Below are 26,775 nucleotides of genomic sequence, written 5' to 3'. Positions count from 1 at the left end.
GAAAAACGCCGAGGGGCGGCGGGTGTCCGAGGACACCGGCCGCCCTTCGGCCGTTCGTCGGTCGAGCCCCGAGGGGACGACGGGGCGGCTACCGCGCCGCGACCAGTTCCTTGCAGCGCTTCACGTCCACGGCCATCTGCTCCAACAGCCCTTCCAGGGACTCGAACTTGGCCTGGCCGCGCACGAAGGCGAGGAAGTCGACGGCGACGTGCAGGCCGTAGAGGTCGAGGCCGACGCGGTCGATGGCGTACGCCTCCACCGTGCGCTCGGTGCCGTCGAACTGCGGGTTGGTGCCGACGGAGATCGCGGCCGGCATCGCCTCGCCGTTCGCGTGCAGCCAGCCCGCGTAGACGCCGTCCGCCGGGATCGCGGTATGGGGCAGGGTCTCGACGTTGGCGGTCGGAAAGCCGAGTTCCCGACCCCGCTGCGCCCCGCGCACCACGATCCCCTCCACCCGGTGCGGGCGGCCGAGGATCTCGCCGGCGCCCGCGACATCGCCCTCGGAGACCAGCCGGCGGGTCAGCGTCGAGGAGAACGGCTGCCCGCCGCCCGCCTCACCGCACAGCACCAGGTCGACGACCTCGACGTCGAAGTCGTAGACCTTGCCCTGCTCGGCGAGGAACTCGACGTTGCCCGCCGCCTTGTGGCCGAAGCGGAAGTTCGGGCCCTCGACGACCGCCTTGGCATGCAGCTTGTCGACCAGGACCTTGACCACGAAGTCCGCCGGGGACAGCTTCGAGAACTCCGTGGTGAAGGGGAGGATCAGCGACGCGTCCACGCCCAGTTCGGCCATCAGTTCGGCGCGGCGGTGGTGCGGGGCGAGCAGCGGCGGGTGGCTGCCGGGGCGGACGACCTCGCTGGGGTGCGGGTCGAAGGTGACGACGACGACGGGAACGCCCAGCTCACGGGCGCGGTCCACGGCGTGCCGGATGATCAGCTGGTGCCCGCGGTGGACCCCGTCGTAGGAGCCGATGGTGACGACGCTGCGTCCCCAGTCCTCGGGGATGTCCTCCAAGCCACGCCAGCGTTGCACTGTGACCGCTCCTCGAACCCGTGTCCGTATCTACCATTGCCTCTTACGCAGGACTAAGGGTGCCATGCCAGGTGCTTCCGGCCCGCATCGGCATGGGGGCTGTGACCCGACCCACGTGAGTCGGGCCACATCGCGACGCGTCACGCAGGCTGCCGTGTCACGGAGGCGCCGTGTCACCGAAGCGGCCGTGTCACGCGGGCACCCGCACCCCCGCCAGGTTCTCGATCGTCCGGCGGGCGCTGGGGCCGACCACCACCGCCCACTCCCCCGGCGCGTCCGTGAGCCAGTCCACCACCTGCGCGGCGAAGCCAGGGACGTGCCGGGCCGACTCGACCAGACCGCGGTCGAAGCGGGTCGCGCCGTCGGGGGTGCGGACCAGGAGGAGGCCGGTGCGGTGGACGAGGGCGCGCAGGTCCTCGCCGCTGCGCCCGGCCGCCCCGTGCAGCACGGCGTCCAGGACCTCCGGGGCGCGTTCGTGGGTGAGCAGGTGCTCCAGCAGTTGGTCCCGCAGGGGCCGGGACTCCGGGGCGCCGGGGGCCGCCAGTACACCGGCCAGGGCGGCCCGCACCTGCTCGGGCCCGCCGCCGTCCAGCAGTCCCGTGACCAGCGGCAGCAGGACGGCCCGGGCGACGGGGCCGTGGTCGAGGCGTTGGTCGACGTACGCGGCCACCTGCCCGGCGGCCTCCGGTCGCCGCTCCACCGCCTCCCGTACGAGGACGGCGACCCGCTGGGCCAGGGCGGGCGTGGTGACGTCGGCGAGGGCGCGCAGGACATTGCCGGTGTCCGCGCGGTCGGGGCCGCGAAGACGGGACCGGAAGGCGTCCAGGACCGGCTCGGGGTGGGTGCCCAGGGCGGCGAGCAGCGCGCTCGGCGGCAGCTGAGGGTCCCCCGCCGTGAACCGCTCCAGCGCCTGCGGAAGGTGCCGGGAGCGGGTCTCGGGATCCCGGACGAGGAGGGCCAGCGCGCCACCGTGCAACGCCTGGTCGGCGGGACGGGCCAGCAGGACGAGCGCCGTGTGGCGCAGCAGCCGGTGGTCGGCCTCCGTCCGGATGTACGGGGCGACGCGCAGTCCGTTCGTCGTGGCCGCGACCCGCCGGGCCGGCCGCTCGTCGTGCGACCAGCGGTCGACGGCCCGGCACAGCGCGGACGGCTCCTCCTCAGCCAGTACGGCGAGCAGCTCGTCGGCACGGGGATGCGCGCAGTCGACGAGGGCCTCCGTGAGGTCGTCCAGCGCGCGGTGCCGGTGGGTGTGCAGCAGTGCCTGCGCGGCCGTCGCCACGGTGGCGTGCGGGGTCGCGGGCAGCGGCCGCTCGTCGTCGAACCAGTGGATGAGGCACGGCTGTACGGCGGTGGGGTCGGCGGCGAGGAGCCGGGCGACATCGTCGAGGTAGCGGGGCGCGTCCGCGTCCTGCGGGGAGCCGTCGGCGAGGACCAGACGGCGCAGCAGGTCGAGGCGGGCGTCGGTGGGGAGGGCGAGCCCGGTCCAGAACGCGGGACCGAAGTCCACGAACCGGCCGTGCGGCTGGGCCCCCGCGCCGATCAGGTCCGCCAGCAGGCGCAGGACGCCCGTGTACGGCGTCGCGTCCGGGACCCGCGGCAGGGTCTCGGTGAGCAGCCGGGCGGCCCACCACGAGTCCGGGTCGGCGTCGAGGGCGTGGACCAACTCCCGCAGCCGTAGCGCGAGTCGGTGCGAGCCCTGCTGGCGGGCGAGGAGCAGCAGGGACTGGACGACGGGACCGACCCGGTGGTGCGGGACGGGCAGCAGCTGCCGACCGCCGGGCGCGCGACGGCGGTGGACCAGGGCGCGCAGGGCCTCGTCCAGGTCGAGGTGGATGCCCTGGATCCAGTCGGCGAGTTCCTCGTGGGCGAAGCGGTAGCCGCGGCCCGCGGGCACGAGGAGGCCCTCGGTGAGGACGGCGGACGCCCAGCCGGCACCGCCGCCGAGGCGGGCCGGCGCCGGGCCCCAGGGGAACACCGCCTCGAACGACTCCCGGTCCAGTTCGCCCTGGCCCGGCCCGAGACTGCGGCGGGCGGCCTCGTGCACCTGGCCGGAGACCTTCGCCGCGAGACGGCGTACGGCGGTGCCGCGCAGCCCGTTCTCGGCGGCGAGGCGCACCGCGACCCGCAGGCACATCAGGTCGAGGTAGGCGGACAGGACGTCGTCGCGGTCGACGGGCGCCGGGTCCGGCGGGACGGGGAGGGCGGCACGGACCTCGGAGAGGAGACGGAGGGTGAGCGGGTGCCGGTCGTCGGGGGCGGCGAGCGCGCCTTCGGGTACGCGATAGCGGGCGCGGGCCTCGCGCGCCTCGTCGGCGGTGAGGTCGCCGAGGCGGACGCAGGGCGGCAGCGGGTCCCCGGCCGCCGTGGCCCCGTAGAGCAGCTCCGGCGGGAACTCCGCACCGGCCCGTTCCCAGTACTCGCCCCGGCAGGCGACCACCAGCCGCGTGCCGGTCTCCCGCAACCAGTCGGCCGTGCCCTCGGTCCACTCGGCGAGCCGGTGCGCGAGGACCGGGGGCATCTCCTCGGGCCCGTCGAGGAGCAGCAGCAGGGGGCGTCCGACGGCCCTGGCCAGGCGGGCGAGCCGCTCGGGGGTGACGTCTCCGAGGCCGCGGGGGCCGGACGGCCCGGACGGATCGGCCCCTGCCCCCCGCCCCGGAACCGCTGCCGTGCCCGCTGCCGCCACGATGCGTGCCGCGCGGTTCAGTGCGCGGCGGGCCGCGTCGGCGAGGGAGTCGTCCCCGTCCCTCAGGTCGGCGCCGCGCAGCCACAGGGTGGGGGCCTGCCGTGCGCCCCGGTCGCGGCGCGCGGCGAGGGCGGCGAGTTCCGTCGTACGGCCGCTGCCCGGTGCGCCGACGAGCCCGAGGACGGCCGCCGGGCTCGTCTCGAAGGCCGCGAACTCCCTTGCCGGGGCGGCGCGTTCGATCGGTTGCGCGGCGGCGAGGGAGCCGGTCGCGGTGGGGCCGAGGGGGCCGAGGGGGCCGGACAGCGCTCCGGGCGGCCCGTCCGAGCCCACCGACGTGGCCGTGAGCTCGAGGAGACCGGCCACGTTGAGGTCGGCGCCGTAGGCGGGCACGGTGGCCGCGTTACGGGCGAGCAGCTCGGCCAGCGGACCGTCGGCAGGAACCCCCGCCCCCGGCCCGGCCGCCCAGAACCCGGTCCCCGTCCCCGCAGAACCGCCACCCTCACCGCCACCGCCACCGCCACCGCCGCCACCGCCGCCACCGGCACCGGCACCGCCACCGCCACCGCCACCGCCACGAGTGGCACCCGCACCCGGGGGTGACGCCGTCATCGCTTCGCCGTCGCGCGCGTGGCCGCCCGGCGGCAGGCCCGCAGGGTCGTCGTAGGGCGCCGGCGTGGCGTCGGTCAGCGGGATGGCGTCGGTCGTCGGCTTGTCGGCGGTCGTCGGCTTGTCGGCGGTCGTCGGGATCCGGGGGCGCAGCGGCACCGCGAAGCCGACGTCGCGGTGGCCGGACCGGAGGGCGGTGCCGAGGACGGCGACGACCGCGCCGGTCTCGGCGTCGAGGACCGGTCCCCCGGCCGCGCCACCGCCCAGCCGCAGCGCGTCCCGGCCCGCCGTGCCGATCGCCAGCTCCAGGGCGTCGTCGAGGAGGTGGAAGCGGTCCGTCGCCGTGTAGGTCACGGACGTCTCGGCCAGTACCCGCGCCTCGCGCCAGCAGCCGGCGACCAGCCGGACGTACCGGCCGGTCTCGACGCCGTCCCGCACGGTCACCGGCAGCGGGACGCCGCCGAGGCCCTCGGTGCGGACGAGGGCGAGGTCGAGTTCCGGGAGGGGGGTGACCGCGTCGGCGGCCACGACGCAGCTGCGGTCGCCGGCGGCGTACAGGACGAGCCGGGGCAGGCCGTCGACCGCCTCGTGACTGGTGACCACCGTGCCCTGGTGGTCGGCGACGAACCCGGTGCCGCGCGGCCGGCCGGCCAGGTCGCGGATCCGGACGAGCGAGGCATCGACGTCAGCGGCGAAGTCCGAGGCGAAGGCCGCGTCCCGGCGATCCTGGGCATCCGGGGGAGCCAGGGGATCCTGAGGGCCCGGGGGATCCGCCGGGCGGTTCCGGGTCGCGCCCCGCGGGGAGCCGCCCCGCAGGGAGTCGTGCCGCGGTGCCCACGGGTCTCGTCCCGCCATCGTCGTACCTCCCGCCGCGCCCGCGTGCCCTGGGTCCGACGGTAGGGGCGGGATGATCAGCGAGACAGATCACGGCCGAACGCGCCCCCCTGCGCTCCCTCGGTTCACTCCGAGCGCCTGCCCGGACGGGTGAATGAGCGGGGGCCGCTGGATACACCCTAGAGGTGGGGGAACCGAGGGGGGCCGTGGAGCGGCGGCGCAGCACAACCCCGTGTTCGCCGCTCCACGGGCGCCACGGAACGCGCCTCGAGCCTCGTCAGCCGAACACGGCCAGGCTCTTCGCCTTGCCCTTCTGCTCCTCCACCAGGGCCAGGAACCGGCCCTCGGCGTCGAAGACGGCCACGGCGCCGTCGCCCGCGTACTCGTCGGGCATCTCCAGGCGTACGCCGTTGGTGAGCAACTGGGCCCGCTTGGCGTCCACGTTCCAGCGGGGGAACGCGGCGGTGGCCGCCTCGGCGATCGGCATCACGCTGAGCTCCTGCTGGAGCTGGTCGAGCGTCTTCGCCGAGTCCAGCTTGTAGGGGCCGACGCGGGTGCGGCGCAGGGCGGTGAGATGGCCGCCGACGCCCAGGCCCGCGCCCAGGTCGCGGGCGAGGGCCCGGATGTAGGTGCCGGAGGAACAGACGACGGACACGACCAGGTCCACGACCGGAGTCCCGTCCTCGGCGACGCCGTCACGGACGTCGTACACGGAGAAGGAGGAGACGGTGACCGGACGGGCCGGGATCTCGAAGTCCTCGCCGTCGCGGGCCCGCTTGTAGGAGCGCACGCCGTTGATCTTGATGGCGCTGACCTTGGACGGTACCTGCATGATGTCGCCGCTCAGCTTGGCGATGCCCGCGTCGACCGCGTCCCGGGTGACCTTCGAGGCGTCCGTGCACCCCGTGATCTCGCCCTCCGCGTCGTCCGTCAGGGTCGTCTGGCCCAGCCGGATCGTGCCCAGGTACTCCTTCTCGGTGAGCGCCAGGTGCCCGAGGAGTTTCGTCGCCCTCTCGATGCCGAGGACGAGGACGCCCGTCGCCATCGGGTCGAGCGTGCCGGCGTGGCCGACGCGGCGGGTCTTGGCGATCCCCCGCATCTTGGCCACGACGTCGTGCGAAGTGAAGCCCGACGGCTTGTCCACGATGACAAGGCCGTCGGGCGGGGTCTGCTTGCCGTTCATCAGGCGGAGTCGTCCGTCTCGTCCTCGTCACCGGGCTTCTTGTACGGGTCGGCATCGCCGGCGTACCCGGCACCCGCGGACACCTCGCGGACCTTCTCGTCAGCGGCATGCGCCCTGTCGAGGAGGTCGTCGATGGTGCGGGCGTTGTCCGGCAGGGCGTCGGCGACGAAGGCCAGCGTCGGCGTGAACTTCACGCCCGCCGCGCGGCCGACCTCGGAGCGCAGGACGCCCTTGGCGCTCTCCAGCCCGGCGGCCGCGGCCGCCCGCTCCTCGTCGTCCCCGTACACCGTGTAGAAGACCGTCGCCTCCCTGAGGTCACCCGTGACCCGGGTGTCCGTGATGGTGACGTGGGAGCCGAGCCGCGGGTCCTTGATCCCGCGCTGCAGCTTCTGCGCCACCACCTGCTGGATGAGGTCCGCCAGCCTCTTGGCGCGCGCGTTGTCGGCCACTGGTCCGTCTCCCGTTCTGTCTTCTCTTGCGTTCTGTGGTCGGTCGTCAGTCAGTCGTCTTCGCCGTGGAAGCGGCGTCTGACCGACAGCAGCTCCACTTCGGGGCGGCCGGCGACCAGCCGTTCGCACCGGTCCAGTACATCGGTCAGATGCTCCGCGTCACCGGAGACCACGGCGAGACCGATCTTGGTCCTGCGGTGGAGGTCCTGGTCGTCCACCTCGGCCGCGCTCACCGCGAACTTGCGCTGGAGCTCGGCGACGATCGGACGGACGACGGAGCGCTTCTCCTTCAGCGACCGTACGTCGCCGAGGAGGAGGTCGAAGGACAGAGTCCCCACATACATGTGTGTAACCGGTTCACCCGCCGGTACGGGATCGATGGCCCTGCCCGCCCACGGGACAGGGACATCAAGAACGGTACAACGATCCTGGCGGCTGCTCGAGGGAGTTTTACCTCGCTCATGCGTCCGCCGGACGCCGTACCGGCCGGCGGGGAACGATCCCCCGCCGGCCGGTACGAACCATGGGTGCTTACACCCGCGGCTTCTCCCGCATCTCGTACGTCGCGATGACGTCGTCGATCTTGATGTCGTTGAAGTTTCCGAGGTTGATACCGCCCTCGAAGCCTTCGCGGATCTCGGTGACGTCGTCCTTGAAGCGACGCAGCCCGGAGATGTTGAGGCTCTCCGCGATGACCTTGCCGTCGCGGATGAGTCGCGCCTTCGTGTTGCGCTTGACCTCGCCCGAGCGGACCAGGACACCGGCGATGTTGCCCAGCTTGGACGACTTGAAGACCTCGCGGATCTCCGCCGTGCCGAGCTCGACCTCCTCGTACTCCGGCTTCAGCATGCCCTTCAGGGCCGCCTCGATCTCCTCGATGGCCTGGTAGATCACCGAGTAGTACCGGACGTCCACGCCCTCGCGCTCCGCCATCTGCGCGGCACGACCGGCCGCACGGACGTTGAAGCCGATGACGATGGCGTCGGAGCCGGTCGCCAGGTCGATGTCCGACTCGGTGACCGCACCCACACCGCGGTGCAGGACGCGGATGTCGACCTCTTCGCCGACGTCGAGCTGGAGCAGCGAGGACTCGAGAGCCTCCACCGAACCGGACGCGTCGCCCTTGATGATGAGGTTGAGTTCCTGCACCAGACCGGCCTTGAGCGCCTCGTCCAGGTTCTCCAGGGAGAACCGGACTCCACGCCGGGCGAAGTTGGCGTTGCGCTCACGCGCCGCGCGCTTCTCGGCGATCTGACGTGCCGTGCGGTCCTCGTCGACAACCAGGAAGTTGTCGCCGGCGCCCGGGACGTTGGTGAGACCGAGGACGAGGACCGGGGTCGAGGGACCCGCCTCTTCCACGTTGTCGCCCTTGTCGTCGAGCATCGCTCGGACACGGCCGTACGCGTCGCCGACGACCATGGTGTCGCCGACCCGCAGAGTGCCTCGCTGGACCAGGACGGTCGCGACGGCGCCGCGGCCCTTGTCGAGGTGGGACTCGATCGCAATACCCTGCGCGTCCTGCTCCGGGTTGGCCCGCAGGTCGAGCGAGGCGTCCGCGGTCAGGACCACGGCCTCCAGCAGGCTCTCGATGTTGAGGCCCTGCTTGGCGGAGATGTCGACGAACATCGTGTCGCCGCCGTACTCCTCGGCCACCAGACCGAACTCGGTGAGCTGACCGCGCACCTTGGTCGGGTCGGCGCCCTCGACGTCGATCTTGTTGACCGCGACCACGATCGGCACGTCGGCCGCCTTGGCGTGGTTCAGCGCCTCGATCGTCTGGGGCATCACACCGTCGTTGGCCGCCACCACGAGGATCGCGATGTCGGTCGACTTGGCACCACGGGCACGCATGGCGGTGAACGCCTCGTGACCCGGTGTGTCGATGAAGGTGATCCTGCGCTCTTCACCGTTGACCTCGGTGGCGACCTGGTACGCACCGATGTGCTGCGTGATGCCGCCGGCCTCGCCCGCGATGACGTTCGTCTTGCGGATGGTGTCGAGCAGTCGGGTCTTACCGTGGTCGACGTGACCCATGACGGTCACGACCGGCGGACGCGCGACGAGGAACTCCTCGCCACCCTCGTCCTCGCCGAACTCGATGTCGAAGGACTCGAGCAGCTCGCGGTCCTCCTCCTCGGGGCTGACGATCTCGAGGACGAAGTTCATCTCGTCCGCGAGGAGCCTCAGCGTCTCGTCGGAGACGGACTGCGTGGCGGTGACCATCTCGCCGAGGTTCATCATCACGCCGACGAGCGACGCCGGGTTGGCGCCGATCTTCTCGGCGAAGTCGGTCAGGGACGCACCACGCGACAGGCGGACGGACTGTCCGTTGCCGCGAGGCAGCATGACGCCGCCGACCGACGGGGCCTGCATGGCCTCGTACTCCTGGCGCCTCTGACGCTTCGACTTGCGACCGCGACGCGCGGGACCACCGGGACGGCCGAAGGCGCCCTGTGTGCCACCACGGGCACCCGGACCACCGGGACGACCGCCGAAACCGGGACGGCCACCGCCGCCGCCGAAGCCGCCGCCACCGCCGCCGGGGCCACCGGGACGACCGGCGAAACCGCCGCCGCCACCCGGACGCGCACCGCCACCGGGACCGGCCGGACGACCTGCGAAACCGCCGCCACCGGGACGACCGCCGCCGCCGCCGGGACGACCGGCACCGCCGCCGCCACCCGGACCGCGGCCGCCGGGGCCGCCGCCGGGACGCGGGCCGGCAGCGGGACGCTGCGGCATCATGCCGGGGTTGGGACGCGGACCGCCGCCGGGACGCGGACCGCCGGGACCTGCGCCCTGCGGGCGGGGCATGCCGCCCGGAGCCGGACGAGCGCCGCCCGGGGACTGCGGACGGGGACCGCCGCCCTGGCCACCGGCGCCCTGCGGACGGGGGCCTGCGCCGGGAGCGCCACCGGGGCCGCCGGGACGCGGGGCGCCCTGCGGACGGGGCGCCTGCGGGCGCGCCATACCGGCGTTGCCGCCGGAGGTGAAGGGGTTGTTGCCCGGACGCGGACCCGAGGGACGGGCACCGCCCGGACGCGGGGCACCGGCGCCACTGGGGCGCGGCCCCTGGGCGGCGGCCGGACGCTGGCCGCGGTCACCGCGGTCGCCACGGTCACCGCGATCGCCACGGTCCTGACCCGGACCGGCCGCGGGACGGCCACTGGGGCGGGGCGCGCCGGGGCGCGGACCCTGACCCTGGGAGGCCGGCCGCGGGCCGGACGACTGGGCCGGAGCGGCGGGGGCGGCCGGAGCGGCCGGCGGAGCGGTGAACTCCGGGGCGGCCGGGGCCGGACGCGGCGCGGGCTTGGGGCCCGGCGTCGGACGCGAGCCGGAGGCCGCCGGCGCGGGGGCCGACGAGGCGGCGGGGGCGGCCGGAGCCGCCGGAGCCGCCGGCGTCTGCGCCGCGGGAGGCTTGGGTGCGGCCGGACGCGGTGCGGCCGGACCCGGACGGGCCGCCTGCGCCGGTGAGGGCGCGCCGGGCCTGGGGGCTGCCTTGCGCGGGGCGGGCTTGCCGCCGCCCTGGAAGGCGTCTGTCAGTTTGCGGACAACGGGCGCTTCGATGGTCGAAGACGCCGAACGGACGAATTCACCGAGTTCCTGGAGCTTGGCCATGACGGCCTTGCTCTCAACCCCGAACTCCTTGGCAAGTTCGTATACCCGGACCTTAGCCACTTCGCTCCTTTTAGGTCCGGGTGTGTCCGGACCGTCGCTACTTCATGGGCGTACTCATCGCGTGCTCATCGAGTGCTCATCGCAATCTCGACCTACTTCCAACTCGCGGGGTACCAGAGCCGCACGGAGGTTCCGTGCGACGCCTTCTTACTTTGTCGCCTGTTCGGCAACGGTCGTCTGCTCGACGTACTGGCGCAACGCCTTTGTGTCGAGCGCTCCCGGGGCTCGCAACGCCCTCGTGAACGCCCGGCGGCGTACCGCCTGGTCGAGACAGACCGGGGCGGGGTGCAGATACGCACCCCGGCCGGGCAGCGTACCGCGTGGATCGGGGACGCATGCGTCCTTGATCGCCACGATGCGCAGCAGCTCCGTCTTGGCCGCCCGCTCCCGGCACCCCACACAGGTGCGTTCAGGGCGTGCTCCGGTGTGCGTCCGGCCAGACACTCTTAAGTCTACCTCCCCGCGGCGACCTCACCCCTTCGGGCCAGGATTCGAACAGTTGCCGCGTTACATCTGTCGTGATCTGAGCCCCGGCAGGCCGAGATCTATTCCCCCGCTGCCCGGCGCAGCGCGGTGAGCTGCTCGCCGGGCCACTCGGTGGGGCTACTCGGTGGGCTGCTCGACGTCCGGACGGATGTCGATGCGCCAGCCGGTCAGCCGGGCGGCGAGCCGGGCGTTCTGCCCTTCCTTGCCGATCGCCAGCGACAGCTGGTAGTCCGGCACGGTCACGCGCGCGGAGCGGGCCCCGAGATCGACGACCTCGACCTTCGAGACCCTCGCCGGGGACAGCGCGTTCGCCACCATCTCCGCCGGGTCGTCCGACCAGTCGACGATGTCGATCTTCTCGCCGTTCAGCTCGCCCATCACGTTGCGCACCCGGCCGCCCATGGGGCCGATGCAGGCGCCCTTGGCGTTCAGACCCGAACGGGTGGACCTGACGGCGATCTTCGTACGGTGACCGGCCTCACGTGCGATGGCGGCGATCTCGACCGAACCGTCGGCGATCTCCGGCACCTCCAGGGCGAAGAGCTTCTTCACCAGATTGGGGTGGGTGCGGGAGAGCGTCACGGACGGGCCGCGCACCCCCTTCGCCACCCGGACGACGTACGACCGCAGGCGCAGGCCGTGCGTATACGTCTCGCCCGGGACCTGCTCCTGCACCGGCAGGATGGCCTCCAGCTTGCCGATGTCCACGAGCACGTTCTTCGGGTCGCGGCCCTGCTGGACCACGCCGGTGACGATGTCGCCCTCACGGCCGGCGTACTCGCCGAGCGTCGCGTCGTCCTCTGCGTCGCGCAGACGCTGGAGGATCACCTGCTTGGCCGTGGTCGCGGCGATGCGGCCGAAGTCGGACGGGGTGTCGTCGAACGGGCGGGGCTCCTGCCCCTCCTCGAGGTCCTCGGGGTCCTCCTTCGCCCACACGGTCACATGTCCGGTCTCCCGGTTGAGCTCCACGCGCGCGTGACGGCGGCTTCCCTCGGTGCGGTGGTAGGCGATGAGGAGGGCCGACTCGATCGCCTCGACCAGCAGGTCGAAGGAGATCTCCTTCTCCCGCACCAAGCCCCGCAGGGCACTCATGTCGATGTCCACGGCTACGCCTCCTCTTCCATCTCGTTCTCGTCGATCTCGTCGATCTCGTCGATCTCGTCGTTCTCGTTCTTGGCGTGCTCGTCGCTCTTGTCCTTGCGGTTGAACTCGACCTGCACGCGGGCCTTGTCGATGTCACCGAAGGGGAGTCTGCGAGTGGTGGCCTTGCGGCCCTTCACACCGGGGACCTCGAGGTCGAGTCCCTCGTCGTCGACCGTCAGGATCCGGGCGACCAGTTCGCCGCCCTCGGCCAGCTGGAACCGCACCAGCCGGTCGACGGCACGTACGTAGTGGCGGTGCTCGGTGAGTGCGCGCTCCGCGCCCGGGGTGCCGACCTCGAGGGTGTACTCGCCCTCGCCCATCGCGTCGCTCTCGTCCAGCTTCGCCGAGAGCGCGCGGCTCACATCGGCGATCTGGTCCAGGTCCGCTCCGGAGTCGGAGTCGACGACGACACTCAGCACCCGCTTGCGCCCGACGGAGTCCACGGTGATCTCTTCGAGATCCAGTCCCTGGGAGGCGACGAGCGGTTCCAGGAGCTCTCGCAGCCTCTCGCTCTGGGTGGTGCTCATCCGGGTGACTCCTCGGCCGCGTGTGCTGTTGTGGGATGGGGCGCGTGTCTGGTCAAAGGGTATCCGGTCGCAAGGTGTGTTGCCGTCCACCTGTGCACGGAGGATGGCGGGCCCTCGCGGCGCGGTGCCGCTGAGTGGTACGGGGCGGCCGCGCGGGTACGGTGATCACGGGCCCGCCGCCCACCAGGACGCCAGTTCCGTACGAGTTCCCCGAGGACGCCTGCCGTGCCGTTGCCCCTCCCCTCGCGCACCCCCTCGGGGCCGCGCAGAAGATCCCTGCTCGCGTCGGCCGCGGGAGCCGCGCTGCTCGTGGGCTGCTCGTCCGGTACGGAGGAGTCCGAGGAGAGCGCGAGCGGCAGCCCGTCGGCCACCGAGCGGGCACGCGCGCGTGCGGCCCGGGAGAGCGGCGGACTGGTGGCACGGTACGACGCCGTGCTCGCCGTCCATCCGGCGCTGGCGGTGCGGCTGGCGCCGCTGCGGGCGGAGGCCGCACGGCACGTCGAGGCGTTCGGTGGCGCCGGGAAAGCGTCCCCCTCCGCCACGGACTCCCCCGCCTCCCCCACGGTTTCACCGACGGGCTCCGCCTCGGTTCCGCCGGCCGATCCCTCGGCCGTGCCGTCCGCCGTGCCGATCACCGACACGGACGCGCTCGCCGGGCTTGCCGCGGCCGAGCGGACGCTCGCCGACCGCAGGGCCACGCAGCTGCTGGACGTCCCGGGCGAGCTGGCCCGGTTGCTGGCCTCGGTGGCGGCGGCCGGCGCGGCCCACGCCTATCTGCTGACGGAGGGGACGCGATGAGCGAGGCCACGAGCGCGGAGCTGACGGCACTCCAGGCGGCGCTGGCCGCCGAACACGCCGCCGTGTACGGGTACGGGGTCGTCGGCGGGCGGATCCGCGAAGGGCGAAGCGCGGAGGCGCGGGCCGCCTACGACGCACACCGGGCGCGCCGCGACGCGCTGGTGCGCGCGGTGCGCGACCTGGGGGCCGAGCCGGTCGCCGCGAGCGCCGGGTACGCGCTGCCGTTCCCGGTACCGGACTCCGCCGCGGCGGTCCGGCTCGCGACCGAGCTGGAGGACCGCGTGGCCGGGGTGTACTCCGACCTGGTGCGGGCGGCCGGGGACGCGCGGCGCCGGGACGCGGCGGGCGCGCTGCGGGAGGCGGCGGTCCGTGGGGCGCGCTGGCGCGGCGGGAGCGTAGCCTTCCCTGGTCTCGCCGAGCGGACCGGTACGGATCCGGCCACGGGCTCGGCGTCCGTACCGGCAGCGGTGACGCCTCCGGCGGCGGCAGCGGCCTCGGGCACACCGGCGGCCTGACCCGAAGCAGGAAGGGAACGACTCGCGCATGGCTTTCGAACCGCCGCAGCGTCTGATCAGGGCGCTCGGTGAGACGGCACCGGACGGTGACGGCTGGTTGGAGAAGCTGCCGGAGGCGGCCCGACAGGCCGTCGCGCTACGCGAGTTGACCGTCGATCGGGTGCAGGTGCCGGGCGGCCGGACCAGCCTGGTGATGCTCGTGCGGCACGCGGACGGGACACCGGCCGTGCTGAAGCTGGCCCCGCCCCGGTTCCGGCCGGAGGCGGAGCGGGCCGCACTGACGCACTGGGACGGCCTGGGCGCCGTCCGGTTGCTCGCAGGGCCGCAGACGGCGGGGGTACTGCCGCTCGAGCGGCTGCATCCCGATGTGTCGGTGCGGTCGCTGGCGGAGGCGAAGGCCCTGCTGGAGGCGGCCGGGACGTTGCGGCGGCTGTGGGTGGAGCCTCCGGCCGGGCACTCCTTCGAGTCCGTGGCCGACCGCACGGGACGGCAGGCGGAGGCGATGCGGGCGAGTGCCGGGGCCGAGCCCGAGGTGGCCGCCCTGGTGGACGCGGCGCTCGCCGCCCGTACGGAGCTGCTGGCGACGCCGCCCGAGCACCGGCTGCTGCACGGCACGTTCCGCCAGAGCAAGGTGCTGGCGGGTGAACGGACGCCCTGGCTGGCGGTGGGCCCGGATCCGGTGGTCGGCGAGTGCGCCTTCGATCTGGCCCGGCTGGTCCGCGACCGGGTGGAGGACCTGATCGCCTCGCCGTCCGGGGCGACGACCACCCGGCGCCGGGTGAAGCGGCTCGCGGAGTCACTGGAACTGGACCAGGAGCGGCTGCGCGGCTGGACGCTGTTCCGGGCGGTGGAGTCGGGGGTCCGGGCACGGCGGGTCGGGCGGACGCGGGACTCCGAGCTGCTGCTCGAGTTCGCGAGCTGGCTGTAGCGGGGCCGGGGCGGGCCGCAGGGTTGCCGGCCGCCTGATTGTGGGGCCCGCCGGGTTGTGGGGCCACCCGGGGGCCGCGGACGGGACAGCGCTCCCCTGCTGGAGATCCCCCCTCGCAGGGGAGCGCTGTGGGTCCGGCCGACGTGCCTCCCGAGCCTGCCGACCGGAGTCTCGCGGGGTGGGCTCCGAAGCCCGTCCCGTGTGGTGTCAGCGCTCGGTCGATGGCGCCTGTGGCCGCCTCTCGGCGGGGGCGGCGAACAGCGTCCCCTCAAGGGCCAGCAGGCGGGTGTGACCGCGGATGTGGGCGGCCTGCTCCACAGCGGTGGGACCATCCCGTTGCAGGTGGCCGCCGGCGCCCTCGGTGTACGGGACATGCGCGAACAGCGGGATGTCCCTGGGCGGAAGACGCCAGGACAACTGCCGTCCCCCGGCGACCAGTCGCAGCAGGTGCGTGCCCTCCGGTCCGGCGCCGACGGCCGGAGTGACGACCGCGCTCGCCGGGTGCAGCGCCGCCAGCCAGGCGAGGAGGTGCGCGCGTTCGAAGGAGACCCGGGTCAGCTCCCGCTCGAAGGAGTCGGCATGGCGCTGCCAGCGGACCAGCTCCTGACGGCAGTCGTCCAGGTCCGGGGAGGGGCTGTGCCGTGACGCGGTCTCCGGCCGGGGAGCTCGGCCCCGCGGCCCGAACAGGCGGCGAAGGACGGTCATGCGGCCGACGGGACGGGCGGCTCGGGAGCGGCGGTTCCGGGAGCCGTCGGACAGGGGCTCTTCGGGCGGACGGCCCGTCGAGGCTACGGACATCAGGTACTCCGGTGGCGGTGAACGGGGGGTCACTTCCGGGGCGGACCGCCGGGTTTCCCGGCGGTTCCCCACAAGCGGTCGCGGCCCCGGGCGGCTTCGTTCCGGGCACGGGTGGAGCCGGTACGGCGGTAACGGCCGGCGCTGCGCGCGTTGGCGAGACGGCAGGGCCCGTCGACCGGCTCCCGCAGGCGCAGATGCCGTTGGTAGGCCGCCCGGGTCCCACACGGGGCAAGCTGTCCTCGGGGCGCGCCGACCGGCGCGCCGGGCGCCTCGAGATCGGCGGCCGGCGTCGGCCGCGACCGGTCCGCCTGACGCTCCAGGGCATAGCGCTGAGGGCCGGTCAGGCCGGCGATGACACCGTCTCGATGGCACTTGGGCAGTCCCTTCTCGCGTACGAGCACGGCGGCCCTGCAGCGGGCCAGCACGGGACAGGAAGCGCAGATGGCCACGGCACGGGACGAGGACCGGCGGGAGAACCACAGCTCCGCGTCCTGGTGCCGGCAGGCGGCACTCGACTCCCATGCCCGGGTGCCCCCGTCCGCCTCTCCCCCGGCGCCGGTCGGCCCCCTCGACCGACCGGCGCTCATCGGACCGGCCCCGCCGGACCGGCCGTCGGCACCGACGGTACGAGCGGCCCGAACGGTTCGGCCCAGGCCGGCCGGTGCGGCTGTTCCGCCGGCTCCACCGGTTCCGGCTGCTGCGCCTGCGCCTGTGCCCGTGCCTGTTCGGGCAGCCCCGAGATCGTCCGCAGGTCCCGCAGGTCCCGCAGGTCCGGCAGGTCCGGCAGGTCCGGCAGGTACGGCATCACCCGCGGTCGCGGCACGTCCGGCGGCGCTCCTGCCTCCGGCACGTCCACCATCGCCCACGCCCCCGGCTCGTTCGGCAGCGTCCGCGGTACCGCCGCACTCGGAAGCAGGTGTGGTACCGCCGCGATCGGAAGCACATGCGGTACCGCCCGGTCCGGTGGCGCCGGTGGATCCGTCGGGGCCGACCGCGCGGGCACCGTCGACGGGCTCCCCGCCGGCCCGGCGACCGTGCCGTCGTCGTCGGGCCGCACCGGCGACAACGGCCCCAGGTACACGGCCACGTTGGCGAGGGAGCACCTCTCGGGCCGACCGTCGAGGGCCATCAGTGGCATGCCGTCGCTGCTTCGGCGGCCCTCGAAGTACCAGACGCCCCCGTACACGTCGCGCATCGGTAAGGCCAGGTCGTACAGGGTCTGGCCGATCCGGAACCGACGCTTCTCCTCGCCCGTCGCCGACTCCGGCGGTGCCGTGGAGGCGCTGAGGGCCACCACCGTCACCCGGACGCCGTCGCGTTCCCCCTCCCCCGTCAGCGTGTGGGGCTCGGTCCGCTCACCGACGATCGCGATACCGAAGTACGAGCGCCAGCGCGCCCATTGGGCGAGGCCGTCGACGCGGAGCGAGACCCGCACCCGGTCGCCCTCGACGCGGACGGCGTGCGGTCCGGGGTGCGTGTCCAGGTGCCGTTCGATGGCGCGCGCGACGTGCCGCGCCCGTTCGCAGGAGGTGTCCCAGGTCAGGGCCTGCCGCTCCAGTTCGGTGACCGGTCGCGCGGTGCGGGACCAGCCGCCGTCCGGTGTCCGGTAGAGCACGACGCCGAAGGAACGCTCGGGGTCGACGAGGAGACGGGCCGAATCCAGCGCGTGCGCCACGGCCGCCGCCTGTTCGGTCCGGACGGTCGCCAGCACCGTGCGGATCACCCGCGCGGCATGGAGGACGTTCCCGTTCACACCGCCACCGCCCCGGCCGTCCAGCGCAGCTTCTGGAGTGCCCGGTGGGTCAGCGCCTTGACGGCGCCGACGCTCCGGCCCATCGCCAGGGCCGTCTCCTGCGCCGTCAGTTCGTCGAGGAAGCGCAGTTGGACGCAGTGGCGCTGCTGGTCGCTGAGCATGTGCAGGGCGGTGCGGACCGTCTCGTGCGCCTCGACGGCCTCCAGTTCGCGCAGGGCGAGCGACTCCGGGCCACGGCCGGGGACCTGCGGGTCGAGGAACTCGGCGACCGGGGTCTCCAGCCGGGTACGGCCGCGGCCGAGTTCGTCCAGATGGAGGTTCTTGGCAATGGTGATCAGCCAGGCGGCGAACGCCGTGCCCCGCCAGACGTACCCGTCGATACGTCGCAGCGCGCGGGTGAACACCTCCTGGGTCAGGTCCTCGGCAAGGTGTCTGTTGCGCGTACGGACGAGCAGAAAGCTGTACACGAGGCGGTAGTGCTCGTAGTAGAGGGTGGCGAACGCCTCCCGGTCGCCCGCGCGGGCCCTGGCGATCAACTCGGGTTCCGGACCGTCCGGAGCGGACGTGACGTTGTTCGGTGCGGACACAGTGGGTACTCCCGTCGTCGTCGTGCGGGGTGTGCGGAGCGAAGATCCTCCGCATCTTCGATATACATGTAGATGTAGATTCACTCGGCGAACGTCCGGCCGTCCCGCTCCGCGGCGGAGCAGGGTGGCCGATGCCAGAGATCACGGTGACGCGACTCCGTCGCGCGAGGCGCCGGAACACGGAGCCATCGGCTCTCAACGGAAAGGGTGCTCGCCACCCTCATCCTCCGCGAGCCGGACGACCCGCCGCCGGGTCTATCTACAGTCTTCACGTAGATGCATACAGTGTCAAGTGATGCACGGAGCGCAAGGTGCGGGTGGGGTTCCGCGAGGGGGAGCGCGGGGGCGCAGGTTTGCGCGACTGCGTCGGTAACGCTCCGGCGTGCACCAAAGACCCCGATTGCCGGTCTGCGATCTACTTGCGCTTGTAGATATTGATGCCCGATCCTCTGAGGCGTGACGAACCAGCAGAGCCGCCCAGGAGACCCAGCACCCGGCAACGATCCGGCACGCCAGGACGTGGACCTGGCGATTCTGCTCGAACGACTTCTGGCACAGGCCCCGGGGAAGACCCAGAAGGACCTGGCTTCGGGGGCCGGCATCTCGTACCCGACGCTGAACGCGTGGATGAATCGGACGCGCGGCACGTCACGCATCGACCCGGAGAAGCTGCGGGCCATGGTCGACGTGTTCCGGCGCTGGGGCGTGCAGACGACGCCGCGAGAGTTCTTCGAGGCGGTCGGCCGTCCCGCGCCCGGACCCAGCGGGGACGAGCGGGAGGCGCGGCTACTCAAGCTGTACCGGCAATTGCCAGAGGCACGTCAACGCGCACTGTTGAAGGACGCAGAGGCAATGTTGCAGGTCAGCCGCATCACCTGAGGTCAGCGGCGTCACCTCGGTCCATGGGCCGCGATGCCGACTGCCGGCGGACGCGCAAGGCGATCTGCACCCTACGAATGAATATGACCGAAACTCCCCCTAGCCACGACCGTCACCGCTACCATCGGTGCGCCGCTGGCCTCCCGGAGCGGATCACTCGTGTCGTTGTGCATCCCTGGGGAGACAGTTGTGTGCATCCACATTTCATTAACGGACAATCTGCCCAAAATCGCGGTCTGGGACCCTGATGAGGTCAGTATCCGCGTGGCCAGAGGCTTCCAGCTGAGTGACGTGCTCCGGGAAGTACGCGACATTCTGATGGTCGACCTGGGCGCCCCCGCCTCACGGGGCAGCCTGCTGTGGTGCTTCTGCGGTATGCGGGTGCAGCTCCCGGACGAACTCACGCCCCACGGCGTCCTCGCGGCCGAGGTCTGCTGATCCTCTGCCCCCTCGTCAGACCGCCCGCCCCGGGACCAACGCCAGGGCGAGCACCGGGCAGTCGGCCGCTGCCCGCCGGGCCCGTCGCACGGTGCCGGCCGGGACCGCGGCCCCGTCGACCAGGGGGTAGCCCCACTCGTCGAGGGTGATGTGTTCGGGGAGGAAGTCCGCGCAGAGGCCGTGACCCTGGCAGGCGGTCCGGTCGATGTCGATGCGCTGCCCCGTGTCGATGCGCTGGGCCGTGCTCATGGGTCAGCCTTCCTCGGGGACGGGCAGCAGGGGCGTGTGGTCGGTCGCGGTGCAGTGGCCCCGCGCGTGTGCGTCGACCTCGGCGGCGAAGGTGGTCAGGGCGCTGCGGACCAGGCGGACGGTGCCGTCGGGGTGGTGGCAGGCGCCTCGGCCCTCGACGAGCCCCGACCAGCGGGCCAGGTCGGCGCGGACGGTGCCCTGCGGGCCGGGTACGGCGAGGGAACGGAAGGCGGCGGCGATGCGGGGCAGCCCGTTGAGGCAGGGGCCGCACTGGCCGGCCGACTGGAGGGCGAGATAGCGCAGAACGCGCGCGGTCTCGGCGAGGCCGCAGCGGTCGACGGGCAGCACGGCGAGCACACCCGCACCCAAGTAGCTGCTGTCCAGTGCCAGTTGACCGGCCTCCGGGGCCGGGACCCAGGTGCCGTGGTAGCCACCGACCAGGACCGCCCGGGCGCCTTCCAGCGGCAGCAGCCGACCCAGGGGCAGTCCATAGGGCGCCTCCACCACCCGGGGTTCACGGCCCGGCACATGGACCGTGCACAGCACACTGCCGGGCTGGGTCGGGGTACCGGCCGTGCGGTACCAGTCGGCGCCGTAGCGGGCGACCAGCGCGAGATGGGCCAGGGTCTCGACGTTCTGCACGAGGGTCGGGGCCCGGTGCACTCCGCGCTCGCGGACCGGCGGGCGCTGATGGGTGGGCAGGGCCGCGCCGCCGGAGACGTACCGGGCGAGAGCGGCGGCCTGGCCGGACAGGAACGACTCCGGCAGGCGGACGACCTTCACGGGCAGCGGGTCGGCGGTGCGCTGGGCGAGGACGGATTCCAGCCAGGTCGCGCCGTCCTCCACGGCGAGGTACGCCTCCCCCGCGCCGACCGTGCGGGCCGCCAGCTGGAGCCCGTCCAGCACCAGATGAGGCGACAGGCGCAGCAGTGCCTTGTCCTTGCGGCTGGCCGGCTCACCCTCGGCTCCGTTGGCCACGACGACGGGAGCGCGGCCGGTACGCCGGCCGGCCTCCGCGACGGAGACGAGCTTGCGGTACGTCGGGAAGCCTGCTCCGCCGCGCCCGGTGAGGCCGGACTCGGCGACCGTGCGGAGCAGGCTCTCGGGGTCGCCGTGGGACAGCGGACCGTAGCGCTGGTGGTGGGTGGCGAGGTCGGCCGCGGTGCTTCCGGGGGCGAGGAGACGTGCGGGCATGTGCAGGTCCGGGAAGGTGGCGGTCACGGTCGGGCTCCTTCGGCGGTGCGCAGGAGGGCCGCGGGGGTACGGCGGCCGGCGCGGGCGGCGTGGGCGAGGCGGGCGGCGAAGGCGGCGACCGCCGTGGCCACACAGGCGACGGTCAGCCAGGTCATCCAGTCGGCGCCGGTGTCCGTGCCGATGCCGATGCCGTGGACGAGCGCGACCGGCCAGGAGGCGTACGCCAGCCGGTGGACGGTCTGCCAGGCGCGGTGACCGAGGCGTCCCCGCAGCAGGCTGGTGACCAGGACGGCGAGCATCAGGTCCAGGGCGACCGTGCCGAGGCCGAGCCAGAGGGGCTGGTAGTCGCCGACGAAGGGGACGAGCACGTCCACGACCGTGATGTCGGCGTAGCCGTCCACGACCGCGGCGGTGACGTGCAGGGCGAGGAAGGCGGTCGCGGCGAGGGAGAGCGTGCGGTGCAGGCTCATCGTGCCGAAGCGGGGGAGCCCCGGGAGCCGGGCCCTCATCCGCACGGCGATGCCGAGCAGGACGACGACGGTGAAGAGGATCAGGCAGACGGCGCCGGTGGCCCGGTTGGCGTACCAGAGGGTCTCGGAGGTCACGCGGCCGCCTCCCGGCGGTGGGTGCCGGGGACACTGCCCCCGGGCCCCCGGTCGGCCTCGACAACCTCGGCCTCACACGCCGGACGCGCTGGATCCGGCCAACCCGGAGTTGTCACGACCGTGCCGTTCTGGGCCACCAGACGCGCAGGCAGTCCCCTGCGCGTCAGCCACCGTTCCGCGCCCGCGCCCTTCACCAGGGCCGCCGTGCTCGCCGCGTTGGCGTCGGCGCAGGTCGCGGCGGCGACGGAGACCGTGCGCCAGGGGGAGCGGACCGGGAGGCCGGTGCGCGGATCGACGATGTGGTGCAGGTCGTGACCGCCACGCCGCCAGCGCCGGGCGGTCGTGCCCGAGGTGGCCAGGCCCCCGCCGCGCAGGCCCACCGAGTCGTGGGGGCCCATGGCGGGGGTTTCGTCGACGGATCCCGTGATGTCCTGGACACGGATCTGCCAGCCTCCCGCCGGGGGCTCCCCCGCGACGGCCGTGTCGCCGCCCAGACTCACCAGGACTCCGCAGCCGGCCGCCGCGGCCAGCGTCCTGGCGGCCCGGTCGGCGGCCCACGCCTTGGCGGTGGCCCCCAGGTCGAGGCGGACGCCCTCGGGGACGGTGACCGTGCCGGTCGCCCGGTCCAGGCGCACGGTGCGCCAGCCGGGGGTACGCCGGACCGTGAGCCGGACCGGGCGGCCGTCCTCGCGGACGAGGGCGAAGTCGCGGTCGTAGCCGAGGGCGTCCATCGCCGAGCCGACGGTGGGGTCGACCGCCCCGTCGGTGTCCCCGGCCGCGCGCAGGGCCACGTCGAGGGCCTCGGCGAGCAGCGGGCTGACCCGGACCGGGCGGCCGGCGGCGCTGTCGAGGGCGGCCAGTTCGGAGTCGGCGCGGAAACGGCTACAGGCCGCGTCGACCTCGGCGAGGTGCCGGGCGAGCAGCAGGTTGCAGGACTCCAGCAGGGCCTGGTCGGTGACGACCAGACGGACCGTGGTGCCGAGGGCCCGCCACTCCGCGGCGGCCGTGGTGCGGGACGCGAGGGAGGCGCTCATCACGACGCTCCCGACGTGGAGTCGGTGGAGCCGCCGGAGGAGGAGGTGAGACCGCTGTCCGAGGAGGAGCTGCCGCTGTCCGACGACGACCCGCTCGACGACCCGCTCGACGAGGACTCCGTACCACTGTCAGTGGTGCTGCTGTCAGTGGTGCTGCTGTCCGTGGAGCCGGTGTCGGTGGAGCTCGAGTCCGTGGAGCTCGAGTCGGCGCCGGAGCTGGAGCTGCTGCTCGTGCTCGTGCTGCTCGCCGTCGTTTCGGCGTCGGCCTGCATGGTGCCGACCAGGGCGAACACCCCGGCCGCCGCGGCGAGCGTGACCGCCGCGGCCAGGGCGGCCGTACGCCGCGCACCTCTGCGGACCGCTGCCGCGGCCCCCCGTTCCTCTTCCCTGGTCGCCATGACCGTTCCCCTCCGCAGTGACGTTCTGTCACGTCCTACGGTCGGGGAACGGTCTGAGAAAAGTCTGTGAGGCAGCCATATGCCCCGGCAGAACTCTCTGAGACCTTGCTTTACATCACGCCGTCAGCCGGGCGATGGCCTCGTCGACCGTGAGCTCCTCGCGCTCTCCGGTCCTGCGGTCCTTGAGCTCCAGGACGCCCTCGGCCGAGCGGCGGCCCGCCACCAGGATCTTCGGCACGCCCATCAGCTCGGAGTCGGTGAACTTCACGCCCGGGGAGACGCCGGGCCGGTCGTCGACCAGGACGCGCAGACCGGCCGCGCGCAGCTTCTCGGAGACGTCGAGCGCCAGCTCGGTCTGGAGGGCCTTGCCCGCCGCGACGACATGCACATCGGCCGGGGCGACCTCGGCGGGCCAGCACAGGCCCTTCTCGTCGGCGCTCTGTTCGGCGAGGGCGGCGACCGCGCGCGAGACGCCGATGCCGTACGAGCCCATGGTCACGCGGACCGGCTTGCCGTTCTGGCCGAGCACGTCGAGCTTGAGGGCGTCGGCGTACTTGCGGCCCAGCTGGAAGATGTGGCCGATCTCGATGGCGCGGTCCAGCTTGAGGCCGGTGCCGCACTTCGGGCAGGGGTCGCCTTCCTGGACGACGACGACATCGACGTACTCGCCGACCTCGAAGTCCCGGCCCGCGACGACGTTCTTCGCGTGCAGGCCCTCCTTGTTGGCGCCGGTGATCCAGGCGGTGCCCGGGGCCACGCGCGGGTCGGCGATGTACTTCACCTTGTCCAGACCCTGCGGGCCGACATAGCCGCGGACCAGGTCCGGGCGGCCCACGAAGTCCTCTGCGGTGACCAGTTCGACGGCTGCCGGGGCGAAGTGCGCCTCGACCTTGCCCAGGTCGACCTCGCGGTCGCCGGGGACGCCCACGGCGACGATCTCGCCGTCGACCTTCACGAGGAGGTTCTTCAGGGTGGCCGAGGCCGGGACGCCGAGGTGGGCGGCGAGGGTGTCGATGGTGGGGGTGTCCGGGGTCGGGATCTCTTCGAGAGCGGCCACGCCGTCGGCGTCCACCGGCTTCAGCTCGTACGTGATCGCCTCGGTGTTGGCCGCGAAGTCGCAGTTCGGGCAGTCGGCGAAGGTGTCCTCGCCGGCGCCGGCCGGGGCGAGGAACTCCTCCGACTTGGAGCCGCCCATCGCGCCCGCGGTCGCCGCGCAGATGCGGTAGTCGAGGCCGAGGCGCTCGAACACCTTCTGGTACGCCTGGCGGTGCAGGGCGTAGGACTGGGCGAGGCCCTCGTCCTCGGTGTCGAAGGAGTAGGAGTCCTTCATGAGGAACTCGCGGCCGCGCAGGATGCCGGCCCGGGGGCGGGCCTCGTCACGGAACTTCGTCTGGATCTGGTAGAGGATGACCGGCAGGTCCTTGTACGAGGACGCCTGGTCCTTCACGATCAGCGTGAAGATCTCCTCGTGGGTGGGGCCGAGGAGGTAGTCGCCGCCCTTGCGGTCCTGGAGGCGGAACAGCTCCGGACCGTACTCGTCCCAGCGGCCGGTCGCCTCGTAGGGCTCGCGCGGCAGCAGGGCGGGGAGGCTTACCTCCTGGGCGCCGATCGCGTCCATCTCCTCGCGGACGATGCGCTCGACGTTGGCGAGGACCTTCTTGCCGAGCGGCAGCCAGGACCAGATGCCGGCTGCGGTACGGCGGACGTAGCCGGCGCGGACGAGGAGCTTGTGGCTCAGGACCTCGGCGTCCGCAGGGTCGTCGCGCAGCGTCTTCGCCATCAACCGGGACATGCGCTGGACCGGTGCGTTCGCCATGGTTCTCGTATCTCCTGCCGATGGGGGTCCCCCCGCTCGAGCGAAGCCGAGAGTGGGGGAGGGTGGTGGCTAGGAGGTTAGCCGGGAGCGTGGCGGGCCGGAAATCCGTTACCCGCGCAGGAGGGGGAGCGGGGCGCCCATCACCGCGTAGGGGCGGGGGGCGCTGGGGAACAGCACCCGGCGGGCCAGGTCCTGGTAGCCCAGGGAGTGGTAGAGCGCTCGGGCGGGGCTGTCGGTGTCGATCGCGGAGAGGATCGAGCGGGGCTGGGTCGCGGTGTCGGTGATCGTGGTGATCAGGGCCCGGCCGGCACCCCGGTTCTGGTGGGAGGGGTGGACGTGCAGTTCCGTGATCACGAAGGAGGCGTCCAGCCAGTGCTCGTTGCCCTGGGCCCGGAGGTAGGGCTGCACGACCGTCGACCACCAGTGGGTGCGGTCGTTGGGCATGCCGTAGACGAAGCCGACGAGTCGGTCTCCGACGGTCGCGCCGAAGGCTCTCGCACCCGGGTGCGCCATGTGGCGCAGAACGATCTGCCGGCGTACGGCGACCTCGTCTGGGCCCAGTCCGAAGGCGATCGCCTGTACGGCCAGGGCCTCGTCCACATGGGCGGGGAGGTCCAAGGGGCCGATCACGAGGTCCATGGCGGGGAGCCTACAGGGGCGCTAAAAGAGGACGCTCATGAAAGCGCCGACCTCCTGGAAGCCCACCCTCCTGTACGTGCGCCTCGCCGTGGTGTTGAAGTCGTTCACGTAGAGGCTGACCACCGGGGCCACGTCGGCCAGGGCGTAGCGCAGGACCGCCGCCATGCCGGGGGCGGCCAGGCCCTGGCCCCGGTACTCCGGGGCCACCCACACACCCTGGATCTGGCAGACGTGGGAGGTCGCCGCGCCGATCTCCGCCTTGAAGACGACCCTGCCCCGGTCGTCGAGGCGGGCGAACGAGCGGCCGGAGCCCACGAGTTCGGCCACCCGGGCCTGGTAGAGCAGGCCTCCGTCGCCGGCCATCGGGGAGACGCCGACCTCCTCGGTGAACATCGCCACGCACGCCGGCATGATCGAGTCCATCTCGTCCTTGCGGATGCGGCGGACGTAGGGATCCGGGGCGATGTCGGCGGGCATGCGGTCGGTGACCATGAGGGGCTGTTGGCCGCGGACCTCGCGGGCCGGGCCCCACTGGGGTTCGAGGAGACGCCACAGCCGGGTCGTCGGCTCGGCGGGGCCGACGATCGAGGAGCAGCGGCGGCCCGCCCGGCGGGCGCGGTCGGCGAAGGCCCGCACCGCTCTCGGTGTCGCGCAGATCGGGACGAGGTTGGCGCCCGCGTAGCACAGGGACGTCAGCATGCCGTCCTCGTACCAGCCCCACATCTCGCCGCCGAGCCGCCACGGGTCGAGGCCCGCGACCTGTACGCGCGACGTGACGAAGGCGTTGGCGACCGGCTCGCGGTCGAGGACGGCGAGCGCGGCGTCCAGGTCGCTCGGTTCGAGGACCCGGGAGGTGGTCTGGGTCAACACGCGCGGGGCCTCACACTCAGGTCTGCTGATCCCCGCACTGTACCTGCGGAAGCTGGGCGGTGCCGACCTGTGTTCAGCCGGCGTTCGTCTGCTGTGACCGTCGGCTGTCGTCCCGTCTCACGGGGGCTGCCGCCCCCCCGCACCCCCGCTGTCGGCCTGAACGGCCTCGTCCTCGAACGCCGGACGGGCTGATGGCACCCGGCCCGGCGCAAAGCTCAGGTACGTGGGCACGCGCAGGCCCGTCCTCGAACGCCGGACGGGCTGATGACACCCGGCCCGGCGGCGCTCGGCACGCGCAGGCCTCGTCCCCGAGCGCCGGTCCGGCCGGTGGAACCCCGTCCGCCGCAAAAGCTCGGGCACGCGCAGGCCCGTCGAACGGCAGACGCGCTGATGACACCTGGCCCGCCGCAAACGCTCGGGTACGCACAGGCCTCGTCCTCGAGCGCCGGACGGGCTGGTTCAGCCTCGTCCGGCGCGGGGGTTCGGGACGGTCAGCCCGCGACCGACACCGACGGCTCGCCGGAGGTGATGCCGTCCGCCTCCATCTGTTCGGCCAGCTTCATGGCCTCCTCGATGAGGGTCTCGACGATCTTCGACTCGGGGACGGTCTTGATGACCTCGCCCTTCACGAAGATCTGGCCCTTGCCGTTGC

At 73.1% G+C, this 26,775-nt stretch carries 26 protein-coding genes and 1 pseudogene; 6 read left to right on the top strand and 21 right to left on the bottom strand.

Annotated features, from left to right (window positions below; genetic code table 11):
* Window positions 1-88: 88 nt before the first annotated feature.
* The 9 genes from ACFWBD_RS39045 to rimP all read right to left on the bottom strand — a co-directional run bounded on the left by ACFWBD_RS39045 (window position 89) and on the right by rimP (window position 12,622).
* Window positions 89-1,033, bottom strand: coding sequence for a bifunctional riboflavin kinase/FAD synthetase (locus ACFWBD_RS39045; RefSeq protein WP_385678165.1), 945 nt, complete (start codon window positions 1,031-1,033; stop codon window positions 89-91).
* Window positions 1,034-1,223: 190 nt separating this feature from the next.
* Entirely contained in the window at window positions 1,224-5,177 is a 3,954-nt protein-coding gene (locus tag ACFWBD_RS39040; RefSeq protein ID WP_385678163.1) for a trypsin-like peptidase domain-containing protein, read from the bottom strand.
* A gap of 256 nt (window positions 5,178-5,433) precedes the next feature.
* Complete coding sequence (gene truB, locus ACFWBD_RS39035; RefSeq protein ID WP_385678160.1) at window positions 5,434-6,339, bottom strand: tRNA pseudouridine(55) synthase TruB; 906 nt, start codon at window positions 6,337-6,339, stop codon at window positions 5,434-5,436.
* Entirely contained in the window at window positions 6,339-6,788 is a 450-nt protein-coding gene (gene rbfA / locus ACFWBD_RS39030) for a 30S ribosome-binding factor RbfA (RefSeq protein ID WP_385678158.1), read from the bottom strand. The genes truB and rbfA overlap by 1 nt, the downstream gene beginning before the upstream one ends.
* 50 nt (window positions 6,789-6,838) lie before the next feature.
* Window positions 6,839-7,132: a DUF503 domain-containing protein gene (locus ACFWBD_RS39025; RefSeq protein ID WP_062641530.1), complete on the bottom strand. Its 294-nt coding sequence runs from the start codon at window positions 7,130-7,132 to the stop codon at window positions 6,839-6,841.
* A 187-nt stretch (window positions 7,133-7,319) separates the two neighbouring features.
* Complete coding sequence (gene infB, locus ACFWBD_RS39020; protein ID WP_385678155.1) at window positions 7,320-10,466, bottom strand: translation initiation factor IF-2; 3,147 nt, start codon at window positions 10,464-10,466, stop codon at window positions 7,320-7,322.
* Window positions 10,467-10,613: 147 nt separating this feature from the next.
* Window positions 10,614-10,910 carry a YlxR family protein gene (locus ACFWBD_RS39015; RefSeq protein WP_385678152.1) on the bottom strand — a complete coding sequence of 99 codons (297 nt, stop codon included), beginning with the start codon at window positions 10,908-10,910 and terminating at the stop codon, window positions 10,614-10,616.
* A 159-nt stretch (window positions 10,911-11,069) separates the two neighbouring features.
* Window positions 11,070-12,056, bottom strand: a complete 987-nt coding sequence (nusA, locus tag ACFWBD_RS39010; RefSeq protein ID WP_385678149.1) for a transcription termination factor NusA — start codon at window positions 12,054-12,056, stop codon at window positions 11,070-11,072.
* A gap of 2 nt (window positions 12,057-12,058) precedes the next feature.
* Window positions 12,059-12,622 (bottom strand): ribosome maturation factor RimP, encoded by a 564-nt coding sequence (rimP, locus tag ACFWBD_RS39005; protein ID WP_385678146.1) that lies wholly within the window; start codon window positions 12,620-12,622, stop codon window positions 12,059-12,061.
* A 225-nt stretch (window positions 12,623-12,847) separates the two neighbouring features.
* On the opposite strand from rimP, the gene ACFWBD_RS39000 reads away from it, so the two are divergent.
* The 3 genes from ACFWBD_RS39000 to ACFWBD_RS38990 are packed head-to-tail and all read left to right on the top strand — an operon-like array spanning window position 12,848 to window position 14,863.
* Entirely contained in the window at window positions 12,848-13,420 is a 573-nt protein-coding gene (locus tag ACFWBD_RS39000; RefSeq protein WP_385678143.1) for a hypothetical protein, read from the top strand.
* A complete protein-coding gene (locus ACFWBD_RS38995) occupies window positions 13,417-13,935 on the top strand; it encodes a ferritin-like domain-containing protein (RefSeq protein WP_385678140.1) in 519 nt (172 codons plus the stop codon). Before ACFWBD_RS39000 ends, ACFWBD_RS38995 begins: the two co-directional genes overlap by 4 nt.
* A 28-nt stretch (window positions 13,936-13,963) precedes the next feature.
* The gene (locus ACFWBD_RS38990) at window positions 13,964-14,863 is read left to right on the top strand and encodes an aminoglycoside phosphotransferase family protein (RefSeq protein WP_385678137.1); all 900 of its coding nucleotides are present in this window, start codon (window positions 13,964-13,966) and stop codon (window positions 14,861-14,863) included.
* Between the two features lie 207 nt (window positions 14,864-15,070).
* On the opposite strand, the gene ACFWBD_RS38985 is transcribed toward ACFWBD_RS38990, so the two are convergent.
* The 4 genes from ACFWBD_RS38985 to ACFWBD_RS38970 all read right to left on the bottom strand — a co-directional run bounded on the left by ACFWBD_RS38985 (window position 15,071) and on the right by ACFWBD_RS38970 (window position 18,001).
* On the bottom strand, window positions 15,071-15,568 hold the full coding sequence (locus ACFWBD_RS38985) for a hypothetical protein (protein WP_385678134.1): 498 nt from the start codon (window positions 15,566-15,568) through the stop codon (window positions 15,071-15,073).
* Window positions 15,569-15,690: 122 nt separating this feature from the next.
* A complete protein-coding gene (locus ACFWBD_RS38980; RefSeq protein ID WP_385678131.1) occupies window positions 15,691-16,248 on the bottom strand; it encodes a WhiB family transcriptional regulator in 558 nt (185 codons plus the stop codon).
* Window positions 16,245-17,414, bottom strand: a complete 1,170-nt coding sequence (locus ACFWBD_RS38975) for a BN159_2729 family protein (protein WP_385678128.1) — start codon at window positions 17,412-17,414, stop codon at window positions 16,245-16,247. Before ACFWBD_RS38975 ends, ACFWBD_RS38980 begins: the two co-directional genes overlap by 4 nt.
* Entirely contained in the window at window positions 17,411-18,001 is a 591-nt protein-coding gene (locus ACFWBD_RS38970) for an RNA polymerase sigma factor (RefSeq protein WP_385678125.1), read from the bottom strand. The genes ACFWBD_RS38975 and ACFWBD_RS38970 overlap by 4 nt, the downstream gene beginning before the upstream one ends.
* Window positions 18,002-18,457: 456 nt before the next feature.
* Here ACFWBD_RS38970 and ACFWBD_RS38965 point away from each other — a divergent pair, with 456 nt between their 5' ends.
* Window positions 18,458-18,880, top strand: a complete 423-nt coding sequence (locus ACFWBD_RS38965; protein WP_385678122.1) for a transcriptional regulator — start codon at window positions 18,458-18,460, stop codon at window positions 18,878-18,880.
* A gap of 264 nt (window positions 18,881-19,144) precedes the next feature.
* Window positions 19,145-19,318, top strand: a complete 174-nt coding sequence (locus ACFWBD_RS38960; protein ID WP_385678120.1) for a hypothetical protein — start codon at window positions 19,145-19,147, stop codon at window positions 19,316-19,318.
* 15 nt (window positions 19,319-19,333) lie between these two features.
* Here the strand turns inward: ACFWBD_RS38960 and ACFWBD_RS38955 are convergent, their stop codons facing one another.
* Genes ACFWBD_RS38955 through ACFWBD_RS38940 form a run of 4 tightly spaced genes read right to left on the bottom strand, consistent with a single transcriptional unit; the run spans window position 19,334 to window position 22,400 of the window.
* Window positions 19,334-19,567 (bottom strand): ferredoxin, encoded by a 234-nt coding sequence (locus tag ACFWBD_RS38955; RefSeq protein ID WP_385678118.1) that lies wholly within the window; start codon window positions 19,565-19,567, stop codon window positions 19,334-19,336.
* 3 nt (window positions 19,568-19,570) lie between these two features.
* Window positions 19,571-20,788 carry an NADH-ubiquinone oxidoreductase-F iron-sulfur binding region domain-containing protein gene (locus tag ACFWBD_RS38950; protein ID WP_385678115.1) on the bottom strand — a complete coding sequence of 406 codons (1,218 nt, stop codon included), beginning with the start codon at window positions 20,786-20,788 and terminating at the stop codon, window positions 19,571-19,573.
* Window positions 20,785-21,366, bottom strand: a complete 582-nt coding sequence (locus ACFWBD_RS38945; protein ID WP_385678113.1) for a ferric reductase-like transmembrane domain-containing protein — start codon at window positions 21,364-21,366, stop codon at window positions 20,785-20,787. Before ACFWBD_RS38945 ends, ACFWBD_RS38950 begins: the two co-directional genes overlap by 4 nt.
* The gene (locus tag ACFWBD_RS38940; protein WP_385678110.1) at window positions 21,363-22,400 is read right to left on the bottom strand and encodes an FAD:protein FMN transferase; all 1,038 of its coding nucleotides are present in this window, start codon (window positions 22,398-22,400) and stop codon (window positions 21,363-21,365) included. Before ACFWBD_RS38940 ends, ACFWBD_RS38945 begins: the two co-directional genes overlap by 4 nt.
* Window positions 22,401-22,415: 15 nt before the next feature.
* On the opposite strand from ACFWBD_RS38940, the gene ACFWBD_RS38935 reads away from it, so the two are divergent.
* Entirely contained in the window at window positions 22,416-22,868 is a 453-nt protein-coding gene (locus ACFWBD_RS38935; RefSeq protein ID WP_385678107.1) for a hypothetical protein, read from the top strand.
* 45 nt (window positions 22,869-22,913) lie between these two features.
* On the opposite strand, the gene ACFWBD_RS38930 is transcribed toward ACFWBD_RS38935, so the two are convergent.
* The 4 genes and pseudogenes from ACFWBD_RS38930 to ACFWBD_RS38915 form a co-directional block, all read right to left on the bottom strand.
* Window positions 22,914-24,614, bottom strand: coding sequence for a proline--tRNA ligase (locus tag ACFWBD_RS38930; RefSeq protein ID WP_385678104.1), 1,701 nt, complete (start codon window positions 24,612-24,614; stop codon window positions 22,914-22,916).
* Between the two features lie 108 nt (window positions 24,615-24,722).
* Window positions 24,723-25,253 (bottom strand): GNAT family N-acetyltransferase, encoded by a 531-nt coding sequence (locus ACFWBD_RS38925; protein WP_385678101.1) that lies wholly within the window; start codon window positions 25,251-25,253, stop codon window positions 24,723-24,725.
* A 21-nt stretch (window positions 25,254-25,274) separates the two neighbouring features.
* Window positions 25,275-26,123, bottom strand: a complete 849-nt coding sequence (locus tag ACFWBD_RS38920; protein ID WP_385678098.1) for a GNAT family N-acetyltransferase — start codon at window positions 26,121-26,123, stop codon at window positions 25,275-25,277.
* Window positions 26,124-26,614: 491 nt separating this feature from the next.
* Window positions 26,615-26,775: pseudogene (locus ACFWBD_RS38915) on the bottom strand (4-hydroxy-3-methylbut-2-en-1-yl diphosphate synthase); the annotation flags it as partial.

It is taken from the genome of Streptomyces sp. NPDC060002 (assembly GCF_042737245.1).
Classification (GTDB): Bacteria; Actinomycetota; Actinomycetes; order Streptomycetales; family Streptomycetaceae; genus Streptomyces.
This window is presented reverse-complemented; position numbering and strand designations above follow the sequence as displayed.